Source organism: Mesorhizobium sp. M0016 (assembly GCF_040324035.1).
GTDB lineage: Bacteria > Pseudomonadota > Alphaproteobacteria > Rhizobiales > Rhizobiaceae > Mesorhizobium.
The window spans coordinates 93,197-119,109 of sequence record NZ_JAMYVM010000001.1 but is presented as its reverse complement, the minus strand read 5'-3'; the positions used below and the strand labels follow the sequence as shown (position 1 = coordinate 119,109).

Below are 25,913 nucleotides of genomic sequence, written 5' to 3'. Positions count from 1 at the left end.
AGGGTCGATCCGCGTAGCGGAGCGGGGTGGGGGTAGGCGACAGAGCGCTGGCGCTGCACCCCCACCCCGGCTCACTGTCTTCGCTTCGCTGCGACAGCGAGCCGACCCTCCCCAAAAGGGGGAGGGTGAGGCTGCGCCGCCGGCGCCAGACAGGATCGAGACGAAATTAGCCAATACTGCCATCCTACTGCCCCAGCCGTTCGAGCAGGATCGGCACGTGCACCTGGTCGGATTTGTAGTTGCCGGTCAGCATGTACATCATGATGTTGACGCCGGCGCGCAGCGCATAGATGCGCTGCATCGGATCCGATGGCACGGTCGGCAAAAGCGGGTCACCATTCTCGTCGACGGCCCAGGCGCCGGCAAAATCATTGGCGGTGATCAGGATCGGCGAGACGCCGTCGCCGACGCGCACCGGCCGATTCTCGGCATTGCTGGCCTCGAGCGAGGCTTCCACCCAGAGCGGGCTGCCGGAGAAACGGCCGGGAAATTCGGGCAGGATGAAGAAGGATTTGGTCAGCACGTGGTCGGCGGGCACCGGCTCCAGCGGCGGCACGTTGAGATTGCCGAGAATGTCGCGCAACCGTTCCGTCGCCGGGCTCGCCGAATCCGCACCGATGCCGTTGGCGAACTGGTCGCGCGTGTCGAACAGCACCGTGCCGCCCTGCTGCATATAGGCGTCGATGCGGGCGATCGCGGCTTGGCTCGGCATCGGCGCGGAAGGATCGATCGGCCAGTAGATCAGCGGATAGAAGGAAAGCTCGTCCTTCGAGATATCGACGCCCGCCGGCGCGCCCGGCTCGAGCGCGGTCTTCTCGATCAGGAAGCGGGTCAGGCCTTCGAGCCCGGCGCGGCTGATCGAATCGTCACCGGGCACACCGGTCAGCACATAGGCGATGCGGGTCTTGGCAATATCCTCGATAGCCGCGGCATCGCCGGGCTTGGCATCGTCGGCGCGGGCGAGGTCGGCATGGCCAAACAGCATGCCGAGGCCAAGCAGCAGCGCAGCCGTCGTTGCCGCGGCCGATCGGGCGCGGCGCGGTCGGCGCGACATCAGCCCGCCCATCCAGAACACCGCCAGCGTGTCGAGCAGCATAAGCATAAGTGCCGCTGTGACCAGCGATCCCTTGAGGTCGCGCGATTCATCGAAAGCGTACTGGATATTGGTCACCGGCACTGTGAATTGCGGGCGCACCAGCGGCGCGAAGGCGGTGGCCGGGTCGAGCAGATTGTGGGCGAAAACGCCGGTTTCCGAGCCATAGAGGCCGGGCGGGTTCTCGAACGTCACCGGCAGCGAGCCGGCGCCAGGGACCAGCGGTCGTGCGTCCGGCGTCGGCGGCACCAAAGTGCCGTCGGCGGCTATCATGCGATAAGGCGCCAGCGACGTAGCAGCGGCTTCGGCGTTGGCAACCGCCGCACCCTGGTTGCGCGACAGCTGCACGATGCGCCGCAGCATCTCGACGAAGCTGCCGGAGATCGGCAGCGTCGACCATGTCGCTTCCGGGGTGATATGGAACAGCACCAGCGTGCCCTTGCCCTTCTTCAACCCGGTCACCAGCGGGGTGCCATCGGCAAGGGTTGCCCAGGTGCGCTCGACGATGTCCGGCGTCGGTTCGGCCAACACCTGCCGGCTCACCGTGACCTCGGCCGGCGGTGCGAGGTCGGCGAACGGGCCGTTCTTCGGGAATTCGGTCACCGCCTGCGGCGTCGTCCAGGAGAGCGCGCCGCCAAGCGAGCGCTCGCCGGTGCGCAGCCTGACCGGCAACAGATCATCGTCATTGCCGGCGGCGGCCAGCCGCGAACCGGCGAAGCGCACCAGCGTGCCGCCATTGTCGACCCAGTCGACCAGCCGCTGATGGACCTGCGGCGGAATGGTGCCGATGTCGGCCATGACGATCATCGCCGGCTTCTGGTCGAGAAGCTGCGGGATGGCGTCGGCGAGATCGACGCTCGACGGTTCGACCAGATCGGCGAAAGGCTGCAACGCCCGCCTGATGTAATAGAGCGGCGACAGAAGCGGCTGCGCCTGGTCGGCCTCGGCCTGCGATAAAAGTCCGACGCGGCGGCGCTTGGAGCTTTCGTCGAGCACGCGCACCGCACCTGCCTGGCGTTCGCCGTCGAGCGCGATCGAGGCGAAGTCGTTGCGCAGTTCGAACGGCACCGCCATCGTGCCGGTGGCGGTGGTCTCACCCGGCGCGAAGGTCAGCGTCGCGTCGGCGATGCGGCGGCCCTTATCGTCGAAGGCGCCGGCGGTGACTTGGGCCGGCGCCGGATCGCCGGGCGCGCGGATGGCGGTCAGGGCGAAGCCGTCGACCTGATTTTCGGCGCCAGTGAGCCCAGTCAGCGCCAGGCGGTCGGAATTGGCCCAGACGACACGGGCGGCGTTTTTCGACAGCAGTGTGTTGAAGGCGGCCTTGTCGCCCTTTGCCGCAAGGCCGTCGGTGAGAACGGCAACGCTGGCGCCGGGCAAGGTTCCCAGCACGCCGGCGACGCGGGCATAGACAGCGGGTCGGTCGGTCGGGATCGGCCTCGGCTTGGCGGCGCGCAGCCGGTCGAGGGCAGCCGCCGCATCGAAGGGGCCGATCTCGGCGTTCGGCTTTTCGGCGGTGAAGGCGATGACGACCGGTACGCCGTTCGAACCGGCATCGGCGATCAGCCGCTGGGCGGTGGCGACGCGCTTGCCCCAGTCGGCGGCACTCGCCCAGTCATTGTCGATGACGAGCGCCAGGGCGGCGCCCTCGGCCGGCAATTTTTCGCGCGGATTGAAGACGGGTTCGGCCAAAGCGGCGACGACAAGGGCTGCCATCAGCAGCCGCAGCAGCGTCAGCCACCACGGGCTCTGCTGCGGCGTTTCCTCGCGCTTCAGCACGCGAGCGAGGATCTTCAGCGGCGGAAAGATTTCGGACTGCGGCTTGGGCGGCGTGAGCCTGAGCAGCCACCAGATCACCGGCAGCGCCAGCAGGCCCCACAACACGATGGGAGCGCCAAAGGAGAGCGGCAGCCAGCTCATGCGCCGGCCCTTCCCACGAATGCGCCATCGGCGGTCATCGCCATGTGGATGCGCACCAGCGCCTCGGAAGCGAGGCGGTCGGTGTGGTTGACGGTATAGCTCCAGCCGAGGCGCTTGCACCAGCTGGCCAGCTCCTGGCGGCGGGCGGTGTAGAGCAGGCGATATTCGTCGCCGAGCATTTCGGCGCGGCCGGCGGTCAGCTTGTCGCCGGTCTCGGGATCGGTGAATTCGGTGCGGCCGGCATAGGGAAAGGTCTCCTCCGCCGGATCGGCAACCTCGATCAGATGCGCACGCACGCCATGCCGCGCCAGCACATCGAGCCATTCCATGGTCTCCTCGACCGGGTCGAGGAAATCGCTGACGACGACGATGTCGCAGAAGCGGCGGACGGCGGACAGGTCAGGCTTTGCCGGCGGGTCGGCGGCGTGCATCAATTGCGCCGCGATGCGCTCGGCGCCGTTGCGGGCGGTGAACGGATCGGTCAGGCCGGGCCACGCGATGCGCTCGCCGCTGCGAGATAGCAATTCGGCCATGGCCAGTGCCAGCACCAGCGCGCGCGATTCCTTGGAAACGCTGGCGCCAGTCGATTTGTAGAGCATGGAGGGCGATGGGTCGGCCCAAAGCCACACCGTGTGGGCTGCTTCCCATTCGCGGTCGCGCACATAGGTGTGGTCGTCCCGGGCCGAACGGCGCCAGTCGATGCGCGAGGAATCGCCTTCGACATAGGGGCGGAACTGCCAGAAATTCTCGCCGATGCCGCGCTTGCGGCGGCCATGCCAGCCGGCAATTACCGTATTGACGATACGGCGTGCCTCGACCAGCAGGTCCGGCACCAGCGAAGCCCGCAACCGGCCCCTGGCGAGCGCGTCGCGCGTCGCTGCCGGTGCCTGGACTTCGCCGATACGCGCCATCAGATTCCTTTGGCCAGTTTCGCTACCACATCGCGCACGGTCGTGCCCTCGGCGCGGGCGGCAAAGGTCAGCGCCATGCGGTGCTGCAGCACCGGTTCGGCCAGCGCGCGGATGTCGTCCACCGACGGCGCCAGCCGCCCGTCATAAAGCGCGCGCGCACGGGCGCACAGCGTCAGCGCCTGGCTGGCGCGCGGGCCGGGACCCCAGGCGACATGCTTGTCGGTCTCGGCATTGCCCTGGCCGGGACGCGCCGAACGCACCAGTTTGAGGATGGCGTCGACGACGGTTTCGGGCACCGGCATACGGCGGATCAGCGTCTGGATTTCCCTCAGCCGCGCCGGCTGCAGCACGTTTTGCGCCTTGGCGTCCTCGATGCCGGTGGTTTCGAGCAGGATGCGCCGCTCGGCCTCGATTTCGGGATAAAGGATGTCGACCTGCATCAGGAAGCGGTCGAGCTGCGCTTCGGGCAGGGGATAGGTGCCTTCCTGCTCCAGCGGGTTTTGCGTCGCCAGTACATGGAAGGGCGCGGGCAGGTCGTGGCGAATGCCGGCGATGGTGACGTGATATTCCTGCATCGCCTGCAGCAGCGCCGACTGGGTGCGCGGCGAGGCGCGGTTGATCTCGTCGGCCATCAGCAATTGCGCGAAGATCGGGCCGGAGATGAAGCGGAAGGAGCGCTTGCCGGCCTCGTCCTGTTCCATCACCTCTGAGCCGAGAATGTCCGACGGCATCAGGTCGGGTGTGAACTGGATGCGGCGCGAATCGAGGCCGAGCACGACACCGAGCGTTTCGACCAGCTTGGTCTTGGCAAGGCCGGGCACGCCGACCAGCAGCGCATGGCCGCCGGCAAGCAGCGCCACCAGCGTGCGCTCGACCACCACTTCCTGGCCGAAAATGACGCGGCCGACGCCGTCGCGCACCCTGGAAATATCGGCCAGCGCCGTCTCGGCCTGGGCGATCATGTCCTTTTCGCTGATTGGGCTTTCCTTTACCATTACGCTCATGCCGCATCGATCCTTGTGCTGGAAGTACCGGCTTGCACTGTAGTGCCTTAGAATGCCGCGATTCGGCTTCGCCTGGCGCCTACGAATGAATTTAAATCACAGACTTAGGCTGACAAGCGGAACAACAGTGACTATTTCGTGACCATGACGGAACGCTCCGAACATCGCGAGCACAGCCTTGCTGCCGCAACCGAGGCGCGCGGTCTCGAAGCGTTGATCTCGCGTGCGGCTCGCGCCGGCAAGGGCGCGGCGCCGGTGGAGCGCTGGAATCCCGACTTTTGCGGCGATCTAGACATGGAGATCAAACAAGACGGAACGTGGTTCTATCTCGGCACGCCGATCGGCCGCATGCCGCTGGTGCAGCTGTTTTCCAGCGTGCTGCGCAAGGACGAGGATGGCAGGACCTATCTGGTGACGCCGGTCGAACGGGTCGGCATCCGCGTCGTGGACGCGCCTTTCATCGCGGTTGAAATGGATGTTTCCGGCGCCGGCGCCGAGCAGACCATCACTTTCCGCACCAATGTCGGCGATGTCGTCGAGGCCGGACCTGGCCATCCGCTGCGCTTCGTCGACGAGAACGAGACCGGCGGCCTGAAGCCCTATGTGCTGGTGCGCGGGAGGCTGGAAGCGCTGGTGGCGCGGCCGGTGATGTACGAACTGGTCGAGCATGGCGAGGAGATCGATATCGGCGGCAAGACGATGTTTGCCGTGCGCTCGAAAGGCGAAATCTATCCGATCATGCCGGCGGAAAAACTGAAGCGGCTGAGCGCATGAAGGATCAGGTGAGGCCGCCGCCGTTTTCCACAGCGGATTTTCGCGCGCGGGTCGCGGCGCAAGCTGAAGCCCATGCCGGCGACGATTATGGCGATCATCGCTTCAACCCCGGCCATCCACGGTTGACGCAGCTCAAAGCGCTGCGCGACGCCGCGGTGCTGATCCCGGTCGTCGATCATGGACGCGATGCGACCGTGCTTTTGACCAAGCGGGCGGAAAAACTGCGCAGCCATTCCGGGCAGGTGGCTTTTCCCGGCGGCACCATTGATCCCACCGATGCGACCCCGGAAGCAGCGGCCTTGCGCGAAACCTTCGAGGAGATCGGGCTCGGCCAGGACCGCATCGAGATCATCGGCCGCATGCCCGATTATGTCGCCGGCAGCGGCTATCGCATCGCCCCGGTGCTGGCGGTCGTGCAGCCCGGTTTTACGCTGTCGCTCAATGCCAACGAGGTCGATGCCGCCTTCGAAGTGCCGCTCTCGTTCCTGATGGATCCGGCTAACCACACCAGGGACAGCCGCATGTGGAACGATCTGGAATGGTTCTTCTACGATATGCCCTATGGCGGCCAGCGCATCTGGGGCGTCACCGCCGGCATCATCCGCACCCTCTATGAAAGGCTCTATGCTTGAGTGATCCGGTATCGCTGGCGGGCAGAGCCGACTGGCTGGGTGAAAAGCATCTGCAGCGGCTGCTTGCCGTGCTGGCGCAGGGCGGCGAGGAAGCCCGCATCGCGGGCGGCGCGGTGCGCAATGCGCTGATTGGGCAGCCGGTCGCCGATATCGATGTTGCTACCACTTGCCTGCCCGAGGAAACCGTTCGCCGGGCCGAGGCGGCGGGCTTCAAGGCGGTGCCGACCGGCATCGAGCACGGCACGATCACGGTGATTGCCGGCGGCGCGCCCTATGAGGTCACCACGCTGCGCGCCGACATCGAGACCGATGGCCGCCGCGCTAAAGTGTCGTTCGGCCGCGACTGGAAGGCCGACGCCGAACGGCGCGATTTCACAATCAACGCGCTCTATGCGGAGGCTGACGGGACGGTGGTCGACCTGGTTGGCGGCGTCGGCGATATCGAGGCACGAAGGCTGCGCTTCATTGGCGATGCCGAGCAGCGGATCCGCGAAGACTATCTGCGCATCCTGCGTTTCTTCCGCTTTTTCGCCTGGTATGGCGAGGGTCGGCCCGATGCCGAGGGATTGAAGGCCTGCGCCCGGCTCAAGGACGGTCTCGCCCATCTCTCGGCCGAACGCATCTGGTCCGAGCTGAAGAAGTTGTTATCGGCCCCAGATCCGTCGCGCGCCTTGCTGTGGATGCGCCAGGCCGGCGTGCTCACCAGCGCCCTGCCGGAAAGCGAGAAATGGGGCATCGATGCCATTCATGGGCTGACCAAGACAGAAAAGGATCTGGGCTGGGCGCCGGACCCGCTGCTCAGGCTGGAGGCGATCGTGCCGCCCGATGCGGCGAGGATGAAGACACTGGCCGAGCGGCTGAAACTTTCGACCACTGAGGCGGAGCGCCTGCGCCACTGGGCGCTGACGGCTGCCGTCGAGCCCAAGACAAGCGAAGCGGAACTGGCCAAGAAACTCTATTCCGGCGAGCGCCAGGGTTTTCTCGATCGCCTGCGGCTGTCGCTGGCGTCGGCGCGAGCGCGGGCTCTCGAGGACAATGACGCGCTGGTTCAGGCCGGTGGGTTTTCGCGCCTGCTCGCTTTTGCGCTGAAATGGGAAAAACCGGTGTTCCCAGTCAAGGGCGGCGATCTGACGGCGCTTGGCGCGTCGCCGGGGCCAATGCTCGGTGCGATTCTGAAAAACCTGGAAAAGGAATGGATCTGGTCCGGCTTTGGGCTCGATCGCGACGCGCTGCTGGAGCGCGCCGCGGAAGCCTTGAAGGCCAGATAGGACTGCTCAGGCCGCGTCGCGAACTTTCTCGATGCGCGAGCGGATCGCCTCGATCATCGTCTCGCGAATGACCGTTTCGCCATGTGTCTCGCGCATATGGTCGACGGCGCGGCGCATGACCTCGGCTTCCTCACCGGCACGCGTGTGCCACTCACAGCCGGGAACCAGCGAGCCGCAATGGAATTCCTTCATGGGATTTTCTCCTTTCCTCCTTGGAGCCTGTGCCTCTCATGGGCACACGAAGCTCCGCCATCTCTGTTCCGCGCCCTGTCACAGCAGTCGGTTTCGGGGGCACGCACGGGGGAGCTAGCATAACACGGTTCGACCATTTTGGTTGCCGTGGTGCGAAAAAGGCGGAGCAGCGCTGCTCCGCCCCTCTTGTCAGGCTAAGCCAAAGGCGAGACCGTTCGGTCTTGTCCCGGTCACTTCACGATCTTGACGGACTCGGCAACCTTGTTCTTGCCGCTCATGTCCCAGGAAACGCGGACCTTTTCGCCGGCCTTCAGGCCAGGATCCTTGAAGGTCTTGGGCAGCGTAAAGGTCGATCCATCGTCCAGAACGAGGCTCATGGCCGTGCCATCATAGGTCTTGACCGTGCCCGTGGTGTGCTTGACCGCGGCAGAGGCAATCGAGCCGGAAGCGAGAAGGGCAGCGGCGGCTGCCGAAACAATGAGCTTTCGCATGTAATACTCCTGGAAATGCGGGCATCCGTTTGGAAAATGCTCCGCCTTGTTCAGGGCCGTCCGGTAGCGTCGTGTCGCGGTTCGGGACTGAACCGCCGGCGCTTCCCGGCCCGAAACGACAAATAGTCGTTTTATTTCAATCGCCTATTAGACGAAAAAGATAATGGCGATGCCACATTGGCTGCCCAGATTCGGCGAATGGGACGTCAATGCGGCTCACGTTTCGCTCACCGATTTTTTACGGCCACCTGACCTCCGGCGGCAGGCTGGACAGGATCGAAGCGACATTGCCGCCGGTCTTCAGGCCGAAGATGGTGCCGCGATCGTGAAGAAGGTTGAATTCGACGTAACGGCCGCGGCGAATGAGCTGCTCGTCGCGGTCGTCGTCGGTCCAGTTCTCGTTGAAATGGGCGCGAACCAGGTGTCCGTAGACGACAAGGAAAGAACGCCCGACATCCTGGACGAAGTTCAAATCGGCATTCCAGCCGCCTTTCTCCTCCCCCGAATGCAGCCAGTCGAAAAAGATGCCGCCGACGCCGCGCGGCTCGTGGCGGTGCGGCAGATAGAAATACTCGTCGCACCAGGCCTTGAATTTGGGGTGGTCGGCGATCGCAGCGTTCTTCTCGCAGGCGAACTGCATGGCTCGATGGAAGGCGACCGTGTCGGGGTGATCTTCCGTGCGGTTGCGGTCGAGCACCGGCGTCAGATCGGCGCCGCCGCCAAACCAGTGGCGCGACGTCACGACCATGCGGGTGTTCATGTGCACGGCCGGCACGTTGGGGTTCCAGGGATGCGCGATCAACGAAATGCCTGATGCCCAGAAGCTCGGGTCTTCCTCGGCGCCGGGCATCTGCTTCCTGAATTCGGGCGAGAATTCGCCATAGACGGTCGAAGTATGGACGCCGACCTTCTCGAAGACGCGGCCGCGCATCATCGCCATGGCGCCGCCGCCGCCCTTTCCATTGTCGCGTTCCCACGGCGTCTTCTCGAAGCTGCCGGGCGACCATTCGGCCAGTGGTCCCTGCAGTTCCTGTTCGATCTGCTCGAAGGTTGTGCAAATGCGCTCGCGCAGCGTCTCGAACCAGAGCCTAGCCTTCATTTTCTTCTGTTCGATGTCGGGTGGCAGGCCTGCCGGTATTTCTGGTCGTTCCAAAATGCTGTCTCCGGTCGCGGCCGACAAAGGACCTAGTGGAGTGAATTTGACATTTGCACACAGCGTGGCGCAGGGCACGATGCAAATGTCAAATTCGAAAACTCCACCAGAAACATAAACTTGCTAGTGGTCCTTGTGATTCCAACATTCGCAACGGCGCCTGGGGATTAGGGAGGCGAATGTTGGAATCGGACCACTAGCCTTTTCCGGGCGCGATCCCTAATCTCTTAGGGGCAAGGGTCAAGTGTCATCTGGTTCGGCCCAGGAGTTCTTTCATGCGCACGCCGGCAAGACCGCCGCTGCATGGCCTGAAGAAAAGGCTCGATCGTTCACGCGCCGAGCGCGAGCGCATGCCGCGTGACGGGTTTTTGCGCGAGACCTTCGTCCTGCCGCGCCCGGATGCGCGGCTCAAGGCCAAGGAATGGTTCGAGCGTTTTCCCAAGCAGGCCTACTGGACCGAGATCGAAAGCTGGTTCGAGCGGCCGGGCGACGTAATCGAATTCACCATACGGCGGCTGCCCGCGGCGGATTAGGATTCCACAAGCAGTCGCCTTGCGCCCGGCCCTTGCGCACTCAAGCGATCTTCCCTGTTTCGCAGCGGGCATTTGTCGATCGACATGCAGCCGCAGCCGATGCAGTCGGTAAGGCCGTCGCGCAGCTTCTTTAGCTGAGTGATCTTGCGATCGAGGTCGTCGCGCCAGCCGGTCGACAACAGGTTCCAGTCCTCGCGCGTCGGGGTACGGCCTTCTGGCAGCGATTCAAGTGCGGCGCCGATCTCGGCCAGCGAGATGCCGACCTCCTGGGCGATCCGGATGATCGCCACCCGCCGCAGCACGTCGCGGCCATAGCGCCGCTGGTTGCCCGACGTGCGGTGGCTGCGGATCAGCCCGCGCGCCTCGTAGAAATGCAGCGCCGACACCGCCACGCCGCTGCGCATGGCCAACTGGCCGACCGTCAATTCCTTTACCGGAGCCATCTCGATTTTCCGCTTGACCTCAACTTAAGTTGAGCTTGTAGCCAGGAAATGTCGATAGGGCAATTGAGGAGAAGGCGATGTGCGCCTGGGTGAGAATGATGCAAGACGCAAGGGCCGTTGGCGATGACGACAACGCGTTGAAGGTTCTAGCCGAGTTGCCGGATGGCTTCACCGGCGACCATGGCGACGGACAGCGCGACGTTGATGCTGCGCGTGCCCGGCTGCATCGGGATCGTCAGCCGCGCATCCGCCGCCTGATGGACAGGATCCGGCACGCCGGCGGATTCGCGGCCGAACAGCAGGATGTCGCCTTGGGCGAAGCTGAAGCCCGTATAGGGGGTCGCGGCTTTGGTGGTGAGCAGCACCAGCCGGCAGGCTTGGCCCTTGCGCCAATCCTCGAAGGCGTTCCAGTCGACATGCCGGGTCAGGGCAGCCATTTCGAGGTAGTCCATCCCGGCGCGCTTGAGCGCTTTGTCGGAGAGCGGAAAGCCGGCTGGTTCGATAATGTCGACGCCAAGGCCGAGGCAGGCGGCGAAGCGCAGGATTGTTCCGGTGTTGCCGGCGATGTCAGGCTGGTAGAGGGCGATGCGGAGACGGTGGTTCATTTCCGCGTCTTTCTAATAAGTGGCAGATCGGCCACAGCGGGTGGCTGGTTTTGGAAATTGCTGGACCTGCGGGTGGCCATTTTCTGCGAAGTCGATTATACCGCACGCATTGTCAACCCGAACCGATGGAGGGGTATTTCATGATGACCATGCACATCCAGCGCCCCTCCCGTGGGCTTACCTGCCTGCTGGCGGTTTCGGTACGACGATTTACCTGATCTCTTAGATCTGATCGCACCGATTCCCGCCGAACCCAATTTTCGGCTCTCGAAGGAATCCTGCGATGTTTTTCAAACGGTCAAAGGGGCCAAGCGCCCCAGCTGAGCATGTCGCGACCGAGGCCTATCCTCGTGTCCCGACGGATGCAATCCGTGCCTCCGGCCGAAGGCCGGCGCACGACATTGCTTCGCCTTTTTATGTCTATTTTCACACGGAGGACGGACCGATGTTCGATCCCTATAAGATACCTGGTTCAAGAAGCCTGCACGAACGCAAGACGGCGACCTGGGCGTTGCTAGTCGGCGAGACCTATTCGTCGGCGGTTCATGCCGAGACGCGCCGGCGTCCGCATCGCGGCATGTTGCCGGATGTCGATTTCTCGCGTGCGGTTCCCGACCACAGCCGGCCGTCGCTGGTGCGCCGGATCATCCGGCTGATCCGGCCGGGCGCGAAAAACCGGACTGGCGGCGGCGTGCCGTCAGCTCAGTCGAAGGCTTCTGTCGGTGAAAAGCCCACAAGTCCCTATATTGCGCGAAGCAGGACCGATGGCCCGGGTGATTCCGGGCCGTCAGTCCCCGCCGACGTACGGTCTGGGGACGCGGAGCGCCCCGGGGATTTTTCCCGCGCCGCATGAGCGGACAACAGTTTTGTGAGCATCACTATGTTTAGCTGGTTTGAAAGAAGGCTCGATCCGTTCCCCGCAGCGGAACCGGTCGAGCCGCCGAAGACGCTGGTTGCCTTCTGCGTGCATTATACGCGCGGCGCCTGGCCATACATCATCGTCGACGCGGTGCTGGTGACGGCGATTGCCATCGCGGAAGTGTGGATGTTCGGCTTCATGGGCCACATCGTCGACTGGCTGTCCGGGCAGAACCGCGAAACCTTCCTGCAGACCGAGAGCTGGAAGCTTGCCGGCATGGCCTTCGTCGTGCTGTTCGCGCTGCCGGGTACGGTATGGCTGCATTCTTTGCTCAACCAGCAGACGCTGATGGGCAACTACCCCATGCGCATCCGATGGCAGGTGCATCGTTATCTCTTGAAGCAGTCGATGAGCTTCTACCAGGACGAATTTGCCGGCCGCATCGCCACCAAGCTGATGCAGACGGCACTCGCCGTGCGCGAATGCGTCATCAAGGTGATCGAGGTGCTCAATTACGTCATCGTCTATTTCCTCGGCATGCTGTTCATCGTCGGCTCGGCCGACTTGCGGCTGGCGGCACCTCTCGGCGTCTGGCTGCTCGGCTATATCGGGTTGTTGCGCTATATCATCCCGAAGCTGGGCAAGGTCGGCGAGGCGCAGGCCAATGCGCGCTCGACGATGACCGGCCGCGTCGTCGACAGCTACACCAACATCCAGACGGTCAAGTTGTTTTCCCATGCACGGCGCGAAGCAACGTTCGCCAAAGAAGGCATGGCAGGCTTCCTCGACACGGTCTACCGGTCGATGCGGCTGGTGACGGTGCTTTACGGGCTGCTCTATATCCTCAACGCGCTGCTCCTGTTTTCGGTGACGGCGCTGGCGCTGTGGCTGTGGCTCGGCCAGGCGGTGACGATCGGCGCCGTCGCCGTGGTCATCGGCCTCGTGCTCCGTATGTGGGGCATGTCGCAGTGGATCATGTGGGAAATGTCGAGCCTGTTCGAGAACATCGGCACGGTGCAAGACGGCATCGCCTCGATCTCGCTGCCGCGCCTGGTCGAAGACCGGCCGGGGGCGAAGGACATTGCCGTCACCAAGGGCGAGATCCGCTTCGACGACATTCGTTTCCACTATGGCAAGCAGAAGGGCGTCATCGAGAACCTGTCGCTGACGGTGAAGCCCGGCGAGAAAGTCGGCATTGTCGGGCGCTCGGGTGCGGGCAAGTCGACGCTGGTCAATCTCCTGTTGCGGTTCTACGACCTCGAGAACGGCCGGATCCTGATCGACGGCCAGGAGATCGCTTCGGTGACGCAGGATTCGCTGCGCGCGCAGATCGGCATGGTGACGCAGGACACTTCGCTGCTGCATCGTTCGGTGCGCGACAACATCCTTTACGGGCGGCCCGATGCGACGGAGGAAATGCTTGTCGAGGCAGCCGGGCGGGCCGAGGCGCTGGAGTTTATCGGCAGGCTTTCGGATCACACCGGACGTAAAGGGCTCGACGCTCATGTCGGCGACCGCGGCGTCAAATTGTCCGGCGGCCAGCGGCAACGCATCGCCATTGCTCGCGTTATGTTGAAGGACGCACCGATACTTATCCTTGACGAAGCGACGTCGGCGCTGGATTCCGAAGCCGAGGCCGCCATCCAGGAGAATCTCTACAAGCTCATGCAAGGCAAGACCGTCATCGCCATTGCGCACCGGCTGTCGACCATTGCGGCGATGGACAGGCTCGTCGTCCTCGACAAGGGCCGTGTCATCGAGGAGGGGTCGCACGAGGAACTCGTCGCCAGCGGCGGGCTCTACGCGCAGCTCTGGCAGCGCCAGTCGGGCGGGTTCCTGCTCGATGACGGTCCGGTCGATGCCGCCAATGACGCTGTTGCCAACGACATCGGCGTGAAGGGTGAAGCCGCAGAGTGATGACGTCAGCATGATGACAGCCGTCTATCGCTGGTTCGAGGACTGGGTCTATCCGTTCAGGGAGCCGGCGGACCTTCGGCCACTGTCAAGCGTCGGCGGCTTCCTCTGGCACTATGTCGGCCAGGCGAAGTTCGCCTTCTTCGCCATGCTGGTCATCGGCGGCATCGCGCCGCTGATCGAGGCCGGGCTTTTCTACTTCGTCGGGCGGCTGGTCGATATTCTCGATCAGCTTCCCGGTGAACGCACCTGGGACGCGCTGTGGACCGCCGCCGGGCCTGAGCTTGTCTTCATGATCGCAGTGGTGCTGGTCATCCGCACCATCGTCGTCGGCCTGTCGGCGCTGGTCAACGAACAGACGATCACGCCGGGGTTCTACAATCTGGTGCGCTGGCAGGCGCACCGGCACGTATCGCGCCAGTCCTACACCTTCTTCCAGAACGATTTCGCCGGCCGTATCGCGACAAAAGTCTGGCAGGCGGGGCAGGCGACCGGCGACCTGATGGAGAGCTTCATCGAGGTCATCTGGTTCATGCTCATCTATACGGTGACGACCTTGGCGCTGGTCGCCGGGCTGGATCTGCGCCTGGCCGTGCTGGTGGTGATCTGGATCCTCGCGTTCGCCTGGCTGGCCAAGCTCTATCTGCCCTCGATCCGCAGGCATGCCGAGGCCACGGCTGAAGCTGGCTCGATGATCAATGGGCGCATCATCGATTCCTATTCCAACGTGCAGACGCTGAAGCTATTCTCGGCCGACGGCGACGACCGCTACATCAAGAACGGCTTCGACATCTATCTCGATGCACTACGGCCCTTCACCCGCCGGCTGACCGGCGTGCGCATGGCGCTGACGACGCTGTCGGGCATCATGATCACCGCAATTGGCTGCTTTGCCGTCTATCTCTGGGTCGAAGGGTCGATCACCGTCGGCGCCGTCGCGTTCACGCTGTCGCTGGTCTTGCGGCTCAACATGCTGCTCGGGCGCGTGATGATGCAGCTCAACGGCATATTGCGAAATCTCGGCGTCCTGGAAAACTCCAAGGCGCTGATCTCGCAGCCGCTTGGCCTTGTCGATGCGCCGGATGCGAAAGAGCTTGTCGTCGCCGGCGGCCGCATCGAGGTGAAGAATGTCGAGTTCCACTACGGCAAGGGTTTTGGCGTGCTGAATGGCATCGACCTTGTGGTCAAGCCTGGCGAGAAGGTCGGGCTGGTCGGGCCGTCGGGCGCGGGCAAGACGACGCTCGCCAACCTCATCTTGCGCCTCTACGACCTCGAGAGCGGCAAAATCCTGATCGACGGGCAAGGCGTCGCCGAGGTGACGCAGAACTCGCTGCGCGCCAATATCGGTGTGGTCAGCCAGGACACGGCGCTGTTCCACCGCTCGCTGCGCGACAACATCAAGCTCGGCATGCCGGACGCGACCGAGGCCGAGGTGATCGCGGCGGCGAAGAAGGCCGAGGCGCACGAGTTCATATTGGGCCTGCGCGACAACCGGGACCGTACCGGCTACGAGGCTTTTGTCGGCGAGCGCGGCGTGAAACTGTCGGGCGGCCAGCGCCAGCGCGTCGCGATCGCCCGCGTCTTCCTCAAGGATGCGCCGATCCTGATCCTCGACGAGGCGACCTCGGCGCTCGATTCCGACATCGAGGCGGCGATCCAGGAGAATCTGGCCAGGCTGATGGAGAACAAGACGGTCATCGCCATAGCGCACCGGCTGTCGACCATCGCCGCGCTCGACCGTCTTGTGGTGCTGGACGGAGGCCGCATCGTCGAACAGGGCACGCATGACGAGCTGGTGGCGCTCGACGGGCTCTATGCGCGGCTGTGGAAGCGGCAGTCCGGCGGCTTCCTCTACCACGAGGAAAGCGTGCTGGAAGAGACACGGCCGGCGGAGTAGGGCATGGCAGCGTCGCCTGATGTCGGCTACGTCCTCAAGCGGCTGCGGCCAACCGCGCCGGCCTTCGACGCGCTGAAGGAGGAGAGCCGGCTGGAGGGCTACTGGATGCTGGTGCGTCTGGCGGATGGCTGGGCAGGCGGCCGCAACAAGTTCCTGAAACGAGGCGAGGCGCTGTTTGGCGCATGGCATGGCCGAGAACTCGCTGGTGTGTGCGGGTTGAACATCGATCCTTATTTCGAAGGCCGGGACCACGGCCGGGTCAGGCACCTGTTCGTCAGCGCGCGTCACCGCCGCAGCGGCCTTGGGCGCATGCTGGTCGAGACCGTCATTGACAGGGCACGTCACCATTTTGCCGTGCTGAACACCCGCGCGCCACAAGAAGCCTTTGGTTTCTATGAACGGCTTGGCTTCCAGCCGGTGGTGGGCGAAGAATTCGTCACGCACCGCATGATGCTCTCTCAAGACAGAAAAGGAGGCTGAGATGCCACTGCGTCCGCCATCCCTAGGCGCCTCGGCTGCCGAAGCCGCGTTCGACGCCCTCGGCCATGAGATACTGGCTGAAAAGGCCGCAGCGCTCGGCCGTGCCGGCCAACGGGTCGAGGAAACGCTGGCCAAGCTCCGTCAGAACAACGACGACGAGGAGCAGCGACCGCGGCTGCTCAAGGAGGCTGCCGCGGCGGTGCACGCCTATTTCATCCAGCGTGAACTCTGCGGCCTGCGCCGGCATGAGTCGGTCATCCGCGAATACGATATCCCAAGGGCCGTGCTGGTCAGGCTCGGTGCAAGCTAGAGGTCACCAGCCGGCAACAATCATTCCAGCCATTCGGTGATGAAGCTGCCGTTTTCGTGGATGTCGGTCGTTTCGAGCGGGCCTGGGCCGAGATTGGTGAATTTGTGCGGCGTATCAGGCGGCACGATCAGGATCTGGCCGGCCGTGGCCTCGATCTGCTGGTCGCCGATCGTGAACAGGCCGGTGCCTTGCCGGATGATGAAGATTTCACAATAGGGATGCGTGTGCAGGCGCGGGCCGCCGCCAATCTCTTCCTGATAGTTGAAAATCAGGCAGGAGTTGGAGTCGTAGGCGCCGCATTGCAGTTCGCCCTGCCAGCGGCCGGGCGTCCTGGTCCAGGTCTCGCGGTCGATAATATGTGCCATAGCCTCTAACCCTTCGTCGGTATCCAGGGGTTGAAAAGCTTCACGCCGGTGCCTTCAAAATCCTTGGTGTTGCGGGTCACGACTGTCAAGTTTTTGACGAGCGCGGTAGCGGCTATGAGGGCGTCGCGCTCCGGCTTTGGATCGGGAACGTGGAGGTTTGCGCAACGCACGACAACAGCCGTGTCTATGCTCAATATCCGGTCGTCAAACTGTGGAATGAGTGTCTGATCCAACCACTCACGGTACATGGTGGCCTGGCGAGTATCCTTCCTCGACAAGAGCAATGTTCCGATTTCGAGTTCCAGGATCGAAATGACCGAAATGAAAAAGCTGGCGATGTCGTGGGTCTCTGACCAGGCCAAAACGTTGCGATCGGCCTTGTCCCGACGACGCAGATTCGAAACGACATTGGTGTCAAGAATGAACATCAGTCGAGTTCGGGAATCTTGAAAAACGGTCCTTCCAGGCGAGGTGGTTCCCAGTCGAAATCTGCTTCGGGGCGATCATCGGCAATCGCGTCCGCGAGGCTTCTCGGCTTCTTCTCTAAACGCTGATATTCCTCCATCGACATGAGCACATGGGAGGGCTTGCCGCGGTCGGTAATGATGACCGGCCCGTTCTTGGCTGCCCGTTTGGCATGCGCCGTGTCCTGGTTGAATTCACGGCTCGACATGATGGTTATCGTCTTCGTCGAGATATTCATATCAACACCTCCATCCGGAAGATGTAGACATATTGCTACATTCGGCCAAGCTCGTCAAATTTCTCTTCGTGCGGAACGCCCGCGACAATCTGCCCTTGTGGCCTCAGCCCGCTGGACAAAAACGGGCTTCACGCATAAACCGAAATCCAAATGCCGGAGGAATTCGCTAGCTTGTTCGCCATGCGCTGTCGGGCCGGCGCGATGGAGCGGGGACAAAGCTCGGCCGCCGGCTCGGAAGAGGCGAAAGGATCAGGCACCCGTGAGCGCAACCGACACCCAGGATCCCAACCGTCGTGATTTTCTCTACGTCGCCACCGGCATGGCGGCAGTGGTTGGCGCAGGCGCCGTTGCCTGGCCCTTCATCGACCAGATGCGCCCCGATGCCTCGACGCTGGCGCTGGCCTCGGTCGAGGTCGACGTCGCCTCGCTGACGCCTGGCATGTCGCTGATCGTCAAATGGCGCGGCAAGCCGGTCGTGGTGCGCAACCGCACCGAGCAGGAGATGAAGGACGGCGAGGCCGTGAACCTTGCCGACCTCAAGGATCCTATTGCCCGCAACGCCAATCTGCCCGCCGATGCGCCGGCGACCGACGCCAACCGCACCACGCCCGGCAAGGAAGCCTGGATGGTGATGGTGCAGGTCTGCACGCATCTGGGGTGCATTCCGCTTGGCCAGGAAGGCGATTTCGGCGGCTGGTTCTGCCCGTGCCACGGTTCGGTGTACGATACCGCCGGCCGCATCCGCAAAGGCCCGGCGCCGGAAAACATGGCCGTGCCGGTATTCAAGTTCATTTCCGATACCAAAATCCTTATCGGTTGAGGCAGGGGATAATTCGATGAGCGAGGGACACTCGACCTATACGCCCAAGACCGGTATCGAACGCTGGTTCGACGCCCGCATGCCGCTGCCGCGCATGGTCTATGACAGCTTCATCGCCTATCCGGTGCCGCGCAACCTTAACTATGCGTGGACCTTCGGCGGCATCCTCACGATCATGCTGGTGGCGCAGATCCTGACCGGTATCGTGCTGGCCATGCACTATACCGCCGACACCAACCTCGCCTTCAATTCGGTCGAGAAGATCATGCGCGACGTCAATTCGGGCTGGCTGTTGCGCTACATGCATTCCAACGGCGCCTCGTTCTTCTTCGTCGCCGTCTACATCCACATCTTCCGCGGGCTTTATTACGGCTCCTACAAGGCGCCGCGCGAGCTGCTGTGGATCCTCGGCTGCATCATCTATCTGCTGATGATGGCGACCGGCTTCATGGGCTATGTGCTGCCTTGGGGTCAGATGAGCTTCTGGGGCGCCACCGTCATCACCGGCTTCTTCAGTGCCATTCCGCTGGTCGGCAACTGGATCCAGGAACTGCTGCTCGGCGGTTTCGCCGTCGACAACCCGACGCTCAACCGCTTCTTTGCGCTGCACTATTTGCTGCCGTTCATGATCGCCGGCGTCGTCGTGCTGCACGTCTGGGCGCTGCACGTGGTCGGCCAGTCGAACCCGACCGGCATCGAGGTGAAATCGAAGACCGACACCGTTGCCTTTACGCCCTATGCGACCATCAAGGATGCATTCGGCATGATCGTGTTCCTGTTCTTCTTCGCCTATTTCGTCTTCTACCTGCCGAACTTTCTCGGCCATCCGGACAATTACACGATCGCCAACCCGCTGAAGACGCCGGCCCACATCGTGCCGGAATGGTACTTCCTGCCGTTCTACGCGATCCTGCGCGCGATCACCTTCAACATCGGGCCGATCAACTCCAAGCTCGGTGGCGTGCTGTGCATGTTCGGCGCCATCGTCATGCTGTTCCTGGTGCCGTGGCTCGACACCTCCAAGGTGCGCTCGGCGGTCTACCGGCCCTGGTACAAGCTGTTCTTCTGGCTGTTCGTCGCCGACGCTGTCCTGCTTGGCTGGCTTGGCTCGCAGCCGGCGGAAGGCGGCGGTCTGTTGACCCTCCTGATAGGTGAGGTCTCGGGCAACTACGTTGGCTACGCTCAAGCGGCGACACTGTTCTACTTCGCCTTCTTCCTCGTCATCCTGCCGGTGCTTGGCCTGATCGAGACGCCACGCAGACTGCCGAATTCGATCACCGAGGCGGTGCTGGAGAAGAACAAGGGTGCCGGAGGGGGACATCCGGCCGGTGCGACCGCGGCGCCGGAAACCAAAGGCTGAGTGAGAATCTAAGGGGATTTGGCATGAAAAAGATTCTCACCTCGCTCGCCCTGCTAGGCGTGTTTGCCGCTGGCATCGGAGCCGTCGGCAGTGTGGCGATCGCCGCTGAAGAGGCGCACAACGCGGCGGCACCGACGCATTTCCCGATCCACGAGCCGAAGGAGATGGACTGGACTTTTGCCGGTCCGTTCGGCACCTACGACAAGGCGCAGCTGCAGCGTGGCTTGAAGGTCTACAAGGAAGTCTGCTCGGCCTGCCACTCGATGAACCTGGTGGCGTTCCGCACGCTGGAGGACCTCGGCTATTCGGAAGCGCAGATCAAGTCGCTGTCGGCCGAGTACACCATCCATGATGGACCCAACGATGCCGGCGACATGTTCGACCGGCCGGGCAAGCCGTCAGACCATTTCCCGGCGCCGTTCGCCAATGAGGAGGCGGCTGCCGCTTCCAACGGCGGCGCTGCCCCACCGGATATGTCGCTGCTGGCCAAGGCGCGCGGCGTCGAGCGCGGCTTCCCGCGCTTCGTCTTCGACATCTTCACGCAATATGCGCAGGGCGGCCCGGACTACATCCATTCGCTGCTGACCGGCTACGACGAGACGCCACCTGCCGGCATGGTGATCCCCGAAGGCACCCACTATAATCCATACTTCATGTCCGGCGTGTCGCTGAAGATGCCCAAGCCGCTCTCCGACGGCCAGGTGACCTACGATGACGGTTCGCCGCAGACGATCGACCAGTATTCGCGCGACGTCTCGGCGTTCCTGATGTGGGCGGCCGAGCCGCATATGGAAGACCGCAAGAAGACCGGCTTCCGCGTGCTGGTGTTTCTGCTTCTGTTCGGGGCGCTGATGTATCTGACCAAGCGCAAGGTGTGGGAAGGCGTGGCGCACTAAGCCGCATCTTATTCCTCGGAAATGGAAAGGGCGTCTTCGGACGCCCTTTTTGCTTGCCAAACCGGACATGGTTCGCATCTTGGCGCAGCAGCCGTCCAGTAAGAAGTCCGTTGGCACGCCGCCATGCGATTGGTATTGCACGCGCGCCCGGCGGATCGCCGGCTAAAGGGGCATTTGGGATCGATGATGCGGCTACGCGACTGTCACAACTTTTCCGATTTCCGGCGCATGGCCCAGCAGCGGTTGCCGGGGCCAATCTTCAACTACATCGATGGCGCGGCCGACGATGAGGTCACCTACCGCCGCAACACCGAGAGCTTCGAGCGCAGCGACCTCGTTCCCAACGTGCTGCGCGGGGTAAGCGAGATCGACATGTCGGTGACGGTGATGGGCCAGAAGCTGGCCATGCCCGTCTATTGCTCGCCGACCGCCTTGCAGCGGCTGTTCCATCATCAAGGCGAGCGCGCGGTGGCCAAGGCTTCGGCCAAATTCGGCACGATGTTCGGCGTGTCCTCGCTCGGCACTGTCAGTCTTGAGGAAGCGCGCAAGATCAGCAGCAGCCCGCAGGTCTACCAGTTCTATTTCCACCGGGATCGCGGCCTCAACCGGGCGATGATGCAGCGGGCGAAAGCGGTTGGAGTCGAAGTGATGATGCTGACCGTCGACAGCATCACCGGAGGCAACCGCGAGCGCGACAAGCGCACCGGCTTTGCCATCCCCTTCAAGCTCAACCTTGCCGGCATGCTGCAGTTCGCGCTGAAGCCGGGTTGGGCGATCAACTATTTCACCCATGAGGGATTCAAGCTGCCGCAGCTCGACGAGCATGTCGACATGGGCGGCGGCACGATGTCGATCAGCCGCTACTTCACCGAGATGCTCGATCCGTCGATGACCTGGGACGATGTTGCCGAGATGGTCAGACTGTGGGGAGGTCCGTTCTGTCTCAAGGGCGTCATGTCGGTGGAGGATGCCAAGCGCGCCGTCGAGATCGGCTGCAGCGGCATTGTGCTGTCCAACCATGGCGGCCGGCAGCTGGACGGCTCGCGGGCGGCGTTCGACCAACTGGCCGAGATCGTCGATGCCGTCGGCGACAGAATAGACGTCATCATGGATGGCGGCGTGCAGCGCGGCACCCATGTGCTGAAGGCGCTGTCGCTCGGCGCCAAGGCTGTTGGCGTCGGCCGCTACTATCTGTTCCCCTTGGCGGCGGCCGGACAGCCGGGCGTCGAGCGGGCGCTGGAGCAGATGCGGGTCGAGATCGAGCGCGGCATGAAGCTGATGGGCTGCAGTTCGATCGAACAATTGTCGCGCAACAACCTCCGTTTCAGGTAATCTCGACCCATGAAATCCTCGCTCGAAGACACGCTGCTCGCCGCGATCCGCACCATTCCGGACTACCCCAAGCCCGGCATCCTGTTTCGCGACATCACCACTTTGCTCGGCAATGCGCGCGCCTTCCGCCGCGCCATCGACGAGCTGGTGCATCCCTATGCCGGCCAGAAGATCGACAAGATCGCCGGCATCGAGGCACGCGGCTTCATCCTCGGCGGTGCGGTCGCGCACCAGCTTTCGGCCGGTTTCGTGCCGATCCGCAAGAAGGGCAAGCTGCCTTACGAGACGGTACGCGTCGCCTACAGCCTGGAATACGGGCTGGACGAGATGGAGATGCACAAGGACGGCGTTGCGCCGGGCGAGAAGGTGATCCTGGTTGACGACCTGATCGCGACCGGCGGAACGGCGGAGGCGGCGGTCAAGCTGCTAAGGCAGATCGGCGCCGATATTCTTGCCGCGTGCTTCGTCATCGACCTGCCGGATCTCGGCGGACGGGCGAAGCTCGAAGCGCTGGGCGTGCCGGTGCGGACGTTGATCGGGTTTGATGGGCATTAGTGAATAGTGAATAGTGAATGTCAGCGTTCAATGACAGGCGCTAGGCTTACTCACACACTCTGATACTCACTACTCACTACTCACTACTCACTATTCACTACCCAGCCTTCACCAGCACGGCGCTGTCGAACTCCAGCACCTTGTCGCCTGCCGAATCGGAACCTTCCGAGCGCAGCGCCAGCAGGCGCCAGCCGGGGCGGGTGGCAAGCGGGCGGTGGGACAGGGCCGTGCGCATGAAGGTGACGGTTTCTCCGGCACAGACCGGCTTTGGCCATTTCAGGTTCCTGAAGCCTGGGGAGGGGCCGAATTCTGGTACCGGGCCGGGTCCGGTCCATTGAGAAGCGTCCATAGGATTTTTGAGATTGAGCTTCATCCAGGTGGCCGCGGTGTGCCAGCCTGAGGCGCAGAGGCGGCCGAACACGCTTTTCTTCGCCGCCTCCTCGTCGACATGAAAGACCTGTGGATCGTATTTGCAGGCGAACGCCTTGATCGCCTCGGTTTCGAATGTGTGCGAACCGAGGTTGATGGTTTCGCCGATGCGGAAGAACGCGTCGAGGCTCATGCGCCGGCCTCGCGGGTCAAGAACATGACAGTGTTCTCAAGTTCGAAGACGCTTTCACCGCGCTGGTTGAACAGTTCGCTGCGCAAGGTGACGAGGCCGAGCTGAGGCCTGGATTTCGACAGGCGCCTGGCAAGCACGCTGGTGCTGCCGGCCAGTGTGTCGCCGGCCAGCACCGGCTTCTTCCATTTGACCTGGTCGATGCCGGGCGCGCCTTGCGCGGTCGAGTCGAGCAGGAAGGCGTCGCACAGCATGCGCATGAAGATCGCGCAGGTGTGCCAGCCGGAGGCGGCCAAGCCGCCAAGGATGCTGGCCTTGCCGGCGGCTTCGTCGAGATGCATCGGCTGCGGGTCGAATTCGGTGGCGAATTCGATGATTTCGGCCGCACTCACCTGCTTGGCGCCGAGGTCGATCGATGCGCCCTCGGTGAAATCCTCGTAGGCCCAGCTTTTTGCGGTCATGATCCCAATCCGGTTGTACGATCACCGGGCATCCGGATGCCGTCCGGGCGGCGTTTGGTCAAGCGAATTCTATTGGGCCTACAACCAGCCGCGGCGGCGGAAATACCAGAACGGCAGGATCGCCGACAGGATCATCAGGCCGATGGCGAAGGGATAGCCGAGCTCCCATTTCAGCTCCGGGATGACGTCGAAATTCATGCCGTAGATCGAAGCCACCAGCGTCGGCGGCAGGAAGATGACGGCGGCGACCGAGAAGATCTTGATTATGGCGTTCTGCTCGATCGAGATCATGCCGAGCGTCGCGTCGAGCAGGAACGAGATCTTCTGCGACAGGAAGGTGGCATGGTCGGCGAGCGACAGCACGTCGCGCGATACTGTCTTGATGCGGGCGCGGACGTCCTTGCTCATCTTGATCTGGGTCGCGACGTGGGCAAGGAAGCCGGTGAGGCGCTGCAGCGAGATCAGGCTGTCGCGGATCGAGGAGGCAATGTCTTCCTTGCGGCCGATGGCCTTGAGCAGTTCCTGGAAATCGCGATTGCGCTTGTTCACCTTGGTCGACCGCGCTTCGAAGATATCGCGCGAGATCGTCTCGATGTCACGGCCGGCGCGTTCGAGAATATCGGCTAGGCGATCGACGATCGCCTCCAGCAGGCCGATCAGGATGGTGTTGCCGGTGGTGCAGCCTGTCGCCACCTTCTCGGCGCGCAGGGGAAAGGTCTTGAACGCCTTCGGCTCATGATAGCGGATGGTGACCAGTCTCGGGCCGGCAAGCACAAAGGTAACCGGTGACATCAAGGGATCATCGATTTCGGTCTGCGCCGGCAAGGTGGCGGTCATGAAGTAGGCGCCGTCCTCGATGTAGAGGCGGCTCGAAATCTCGATCTCCTCCATCTCCTCGCGCGTCGGGATGGCAACACCGAGCCAAGTCTCGATCGTTGTTTCTTCTTCCTTGGTCGGGTTGAGAAGGTCGGCCCAGACGACCTGATCGCCATTGGCCACGAGATCGTCGGCGAGGCGCAGGCGATCATTGTCGACGACGAAGGCCTTGATCATCGCCGGTCTCCGTTGGTTGAGCCCAAGGTTTCGTTTAATAGCGATGGGTCTTGCACGCGCCGCCGTTCCCACGGGGACGGCAAGTCGCATGCAAACGGCCATAGACCCGGTGCCAAGGGCAGTCAAGCGAAGCGGCATGCCGGCTCCTCCACTTGACGAAGCCGTGATCGGCCGCCGTCAGCGCGCGAGCCGCGAGATGCCTCAGGTGTTGAACTTGAACAGCAGGACATCGCCATCCTGGACGACATATTCCTTGCCTTCGTCGCGCGCCTTGCCGGCTTCCTTGGCCGCCACTTCGCCGCCCAGCGTGACGTAGTCGTTATAGGCGATGGTCTGGGCGCGGATGAAGCCGCGCTCGAAATCGGTGTGGATGACGCCGGCCGCCTGCGGGGCCTTGTCGCCCTTGTGGATCGTCCAGGCGCGCGTCTCCTTCGGCCCGGCGGTGAAATAGGTGATGAGATGCAACAGATCGTAGCCGGCGCGGATGACCTTGTTGAGGCCAGGTTCGTCGAGGCCGAGCGAGGACAGGAACTCCATCTCTTCCTCGTCGGAGAGCTGGGCGACTTCGGCCTCGATCGCGGCTGAGATCACCACGGTGCCGGCGCCCTGCGCGGCCGCCATCTTTTCCACGGCCCTGGTGTGCTCGTTGCCGGTGGCGGCGTCGGCTTCGGCGACGTTGCAGACATAGAGAACGGGGTGCGAGGTCAAGAGGTTCAACCCCTGCAGGATGCGCAGGTCCTCTGCTGAAATGCCCTTGAGCAGGATGCGGGTCGGTTTGCCGGCCTGCAGCAGCTCGAGTGCCGCCTCCATCAACGGCAAGACTGTGGTGGCTTCCTTGTCCTTGGTAGAGGCGCGCTTGCGGATCTGCACGATGCGGCGCTCGAGGCTGTCGAGGTCGGCAAGCATCAGCTCGGTCTCGACCGTCTCGGCGTCGGCGACGGGATCGATGCGGCCTTCGACATGGGTGATGTCATCATCTTCGAAACAGCGCAGCACATGCACGATGGCGTCGACCTCGCGGATGTTGGCGAGGAACTGGTTGCCCAGCCCTTCGCCCTTGGAGGCGCCACGCACCAGGCCGGCAATGTCGACGAAGGAGATGCGGGTCGGGATGATCTCTTTTGACTTGGCAACCGCGGCGATCTTCTGCAGCCGCGGATCGGGCACCGCCACCTCGCCGGTGTTCGGTTCGATGGTGCAGAAAGGATAGTTGGCGGCCTGCGCCGCCGCCGTTCTGGTCAACGCGTTGAAAAGCGTCGACTTGCCGACGTTGGGCAAGCCAACGATGCCGCATTTGAAACCCATTTTGTCCGGTCCTATCGGGAAACTAGAA

The 25,913-nt window shown here is 63.2% G+C and carries 29 protein-coding genes; 14 read left to right on the top strand and 15 right to left on the bottom strand.

Annotated elements, in window-relative coordinates; all coding sequences use genetic code 11:
- Positions 1-184: 184 nt before the first annotated feature.
- From NKJ88_RS00640 to NKJ88_RS00630, 3 genes are read right to left on the bottom strand one after another with little or no spacing between them, the layout of a single operon-like run.
- Complete coding sequence (locus NKJ88_RS00640) at positions 185-3,010, bottom strand: DUF4159 domain-containing protein (RefSeq protein ID WP_023823397.1); 2,826 nt, start codon at positions 3,008-3,010, stop codon at positions 185-187.
- Positions 3,007-3,921 (bottom strand): DUF58 domain-containing protein, encoded by a 915-nt coding sequence (locus tag NKJ88_RS00635; RefSeq protein WP_023823398.1) that lies wholly within the window; start codon positions 3,919-3,921, stop codon positions 3,007-3,009. Before NKJ88_RS00635 ends, NKJ88_RS00640 begins: the two co-directional genes overlap by 4 nt.
- Positions 3,921-4,925, bottom strand: coding sequence for an AAA family ATPase (locus NKJ88_RS00630; RefSeq protein ID WP_023754586.1), 1,005 nt, complete (start codon positions 4,923-4,925; stop codon positions 3,921-3,923). Before NKJ88_RS00630 ends, NKJ88_RS00635 begins: the two co-directional genes overlap by 1 nt.
- 144 nt (positions 4,926-5,069) lie before the next feature.
- On the opposite strand from NKJ88_RS00630, the gene NKJ88_RS00625 reads away from it, so the two are divergent.
- From NKJ88_RS00625 to NKJ88_RS00615, 3 genes are read left to right on the top strand one after another with little or no spacing between them, the layout of a single operon-like run.
- A complete protein-coding gene (locus NKJ88_RS00625) occupies positions 5,070-5,699 on the top strand; it encodes a DUF1285 domain-containing protein (protein WP_023670010.1) in 630 nt (209 codons plus the stop codon).
- A complete protein-coding gene (locus NKJ88_RS00620; protein WP_352443353.1) occupies positions 5,696-6,331 on the top strand; it encodes a CoA pyrophosphatase in 636 nt (211 codons plus the stop codon). The genes NKJ88_RS00625 and NKJ88_RS00620 overlap by 4 nt, the downstream gene beginning before the upstream one ends.
- Complete coding sequence (locus tag NKJ88_RS00615) at positions 6,328-7,599, top strand: CCA tRNA nucleotidyltransferase (RefSeq protein ID WP_023823400.1); 1,272 nt, start codon at positions 6,328-6,330, stop codon at positions 7,597-7,599. The genes NKJ88_RS00620 and NKJ88_RS00615 overlap by 4 nt, the downstream gene beginning before the upstream one ends.
- A 6-nt stretch (positions 7,600-7,605) precedes the next feature.
- Here the strand turns inward: NKJ88_RS00615 and NKJ88_RS00610 are convergent, their stop codons facing one another.
- The 3 genes from NKJ88_RS00610 to hemF all read right to left on the bottom strand — a co-directional run bounded on the left by NKJ88_RS00610 (position 7,606) and on the right by hemF (position 9,435).
- Positions 7,606-7,791 (bottom strand): DUF1059 domain-containing protein, encoded by a 186-nt coding sequence (locus NKJ88_RS00610; RefSeq protein WP_023670013.1) that lies wholly within the window; start codon positions 7,789-7,791, stop codon positions 7,606-7,608.
- Positions 7,792-8,021: 230 nt separating this feature from the next.
- A complete protein-coding gene (locus tag NKJ88_RS00605; RefSeq protein ID WP_023705918.1) occupies positions 8,022-8,282 on the bottom strand; it encodes a DUF1344 domain-containing protein in 261 nt (86 codons plus the stop codon).
- 238 nt (positions 8,283-8,520) lie between these two features.
- Positions 8,521-9,435, bottom strand: coding sequence for an oxygen-dependent coproporphyrinogen oxidase (hemF, locus tag NKJ88_RS00600; protein WP_023695814.1), 915 nt, complete (start codon positions 9,433-9,435; stop codon positions 8,521-8,523).
- Between the two features lie 275 nt (positions 9,436-9,710).
- Here hemF and NKJ88_RS00595 point away from each other — a divergent pair, with 275 nt between their 5' ends.
- A complete protein-coding gene (locus tag NKJ88_RS00595; RefSeq protein ID WP_023683688.1) occupies positions 9,711-9,968 on the top strand; it encodes a hypothetical protein in 258 nt (85 codons plus the stop codon).
- On the opposite strand, the gene soxR is transcribed toward NKJ88_RS00595, so the two are convergent.
- Complete coding sequence (gene soxR / locus NKJ88_RS00590; RefSeq protein WP_023691595.1) at positions 9,965-10,411, bottom strand: redox-sensitive transcriptional activator SoxR; 447 nt, start codon at positions 10,409-10,411, stop codon at positions 9,965-9,967. The two genes, NKJ88_RS00595 and soxR, sit on opposite strands and share 4 nt — an antisense overlap.
- Before the next feature lie 146 nt (positions 10,412-10,557).
- Entirely contained in the window at positions 10,558-11,016 is a 459-nt protein-coding gene (locus NKJ88_RS00585) for a tRNA (cytidine(34)-2'-O)-methyltransferase (RefSeq protein WP_023670018.1), read from the bottom strand.
- 445 nt (positions 11,017-11,461) lie between these two features.
- On the opposite strand from NKJ88_RS00585, the gene NKJ88_RS00580 reads away from it, so the two are divergent.
- Genes NKJ88_RS00580 through NKJ88_RS00560 form a run of 5 tightly spaced genes read left to right on the top strand, consistent with a single transcriptional unit; the run spans position 11,462 to position 16,476 of the window.
- Positions 11,462-11,869 carry a hypothetical protein gene (locus tag NKJ88_RS00580; protein ID WP_352443352.1) on the top strand — a complete coding sequence of 136 codons (408 nt, stop codon included), beginning with the start codon at positions 11,462-11,464 and terminating at the stop codon, positions 11,867-11,869.
- 27 nt (positions 11,870-11,896) lie between these two features.
- Positions 11,897-13,792: an ABC transporter ATP-binding protein gene (locus NKJ88_RS00575; protein ID WP_023705915.1), complete on the top strand. Its 1,896-nt coding sequence runs from the start codon at positions 11,897-11,899 to the stop codon at positions 13,790-13,792.
- Between the two features lie 10 nt (positions 13,793-13,802).
- On the top strand, positions 13,803-15,686 hold the full coding sequence (locus NKJ88_RS00570; RefSeq protein WP_023823401.1) for an ABC transporter ATP-binding protein: 1,884 nt from the start codon (positions 13,803-13,805) through the stop codon (positions 15,684-15,686).
- Between the two features lie 3 nt (positions 15,687-15,689).
- Positions 15,690-16,166: a GNAT family N-acetyltransferase gene (locus NKJ88_RS00565; RefSeq protein ID WP_023823402.1), complete on the top strand. Its 477-nt coding sequence runs from the start codon at positions 15,690-15,692 to the stop codon at positions 16,164-16,166.
- Between the two features lies 1 nt (position 16,167).
- Positions 16,168-16,476, top strand: coding sequence for a DUF6665 family protein (locus NKJ88_RS00560; protein WP_023823403.1), 309 nt, complete (start codon positions 16,168-16,170; stop codon positions 16,474-16,476).
- Between the two features lie 20 nt (positions 16,477-16,496).
- Here the strand turns inward: NKJ88_RS00560 and NKJ88_RS00555 are convergent, their stop codons facing one another.
- Genes NKJ88_RS00555 through NKJ88_RS00545 form a run of 3 tightly spaced genes read right to left on the bottom strand, consistent with a single transcriptional unit; the run spans position 16,497 to position 17,544 of the window.
- Positions 16,497-16,841, bottom strand: coding sequence for a cupin domain-containing protein (locus tag NKJ88_RS00555; protein ID WP_023683696.1), 345 nt, complete (start codon positions 16,839-16,841; stop codon positions 16,497-16,499).
- 5 nt (positions 16,842-16,846) lie between these two features.
- Complete coding sequence (locus tag NKJ88_RS00550; RefSeq protein ID WP_023823404.1) at positions 16,847-17,269, bottom strand: type II toxin-antitoxin system VapC family toxin; 423 nt, start codon at positions 17,267-17,269, stop codon at positions 16,847-16,849.
- Entirely contained in the window at positions 17,269-17,544 is a 276-nt protein-coding gene (locus NKJ88_RS00545; protein WP_023701566.1) for a type II toxin-antitoxin system Phd/YefM family antitoxin, read from the bottom strand. Before NKJ88_RS00545 ends, NKJ88_RS00550 begins: the two co-directional genes overlap by 1 nt.
- A gap of 259 nt (positions 17,545-17,803) precedes the next feature.
- Here NKJ88_RS00545 and petA point away from each other — a divergent pair, with 259 nt between their 5' ends.
- From petA to NKJ88_RS00520, 5 genes are all read left to right on the top strand, one after another.
- Positions 17,804-18,364, top strand: a complete 561-nt coding sequence (gene petA, locus NKJ88_RS00540) for a ubiquinol-cytochrome c reductase iron-sulfur subunit (protein ID WP_023670027.1) — start codon at positions 17,804-17,806, stop codon at positions 18,362-18,364.
- A 16-nt stretch (positions 18,365-18,380) separates the two neighbouring features.
- On the top strand, positions 18,381-19,724 hold the full coding sequence (locus NKJ88_RS00535; RefSeq protein WP_023670028.1) for a cytochrome b: 1,344 nt from the start codon (positions 18,381-18,383) through the stop codon (positions 19,722-19,724).
- A 23-nt stretch (positions 19,725-19,747) separates the two neighbouring features.
- Entirely contained in the window at positions 19,748-20,620 is an 873-nt protein-coding gene (locus NKJ88_RS00530) for a cytochrome c1 (protein ID WP_023670029.1), read from the top strand.
- Positions 20,621-20,806: 186 nt separating this feature from the next.
- On the top strand, positions 20,807-21,952 hold the full coding sequence (locus NKJ88_RS00525) for an alpha-hydroxy acid oxidase (RefSeq protein ID WP_023749787.1): 1,146 nt from the start codon (positions 20,807-20,809) through the stop codon (positions 21,950-21,952).
- A 9-nt stretch (positions 21,953-21,961) separates the two neighbouring features.
- Entirely contained in the window at positions 21,962-22,507 is a 546-nt protein-coding gene (locus tag NKJ88_RS00520) for an adenine phosphoribosyltransferase (RefSeq protein WP_352443351.1), read from the top strand.
- A 97-nt stretch (positions 22,508-22,604) separates the two neighbouring features.
- Here NKJ88_RS00520 and NKJ88_RS00515 read toward each other — a convergent pair whose 3' ends face one another.
- The 4 genes from NKJ88_RS00515 to ychF all read right to left on the bottom strand — a co-directional run bounded on the left by NKJ88_RS00515 (position 22,605) and on the right by ychF (position 25,885).
- Entirely contained in the window at positions 22,605-23,069 is a 465-nt protein-coding gene (locus NKJ88_RS00515) for a MaoC family dehydratase (protein WP_352443350.1), read from the bottom strand.
- Positions 23,066-23,527, bottom strand: coding sequence for a MaoC family dehydratase (locus NKJ88_RS00510; protein ID WP_023670033.1), 462 nt, complete (start codon positions 23,525-23,527; stop codon positions 23,066-23,068). Before NKJ88_RS00510 ends, NKJ88_RS00515 begins: the two co-directional genes overlap by 4 nt.
- Before the next feature lie 78 nt (positions 23,528-23,605).
- Entirely contained in the window at positions 23,606-24,580 is a 975-nt protein-coding gene (gene corA / locus NKJ88_RS00505; RefSeq protein WP_023701569.1) for a magnesium/cobalt transporter CorA, read from the bottom strand.
- 201 nt (positions 24,581-24,781) lie between these two features.
- Positions 24,782-25,885, bottom strand: coding sequence for a redox-regulated ATPase YchF (gene ychF / locus NKJ88_RS00500; protein ID WP_352443349.1), 1,104 nt, complete (start codon positions 25,883-25,885; stop codon positions 24,782-24,784).
- Positions 25,886-25,913 lie beyond the last annotated feature (28 nt).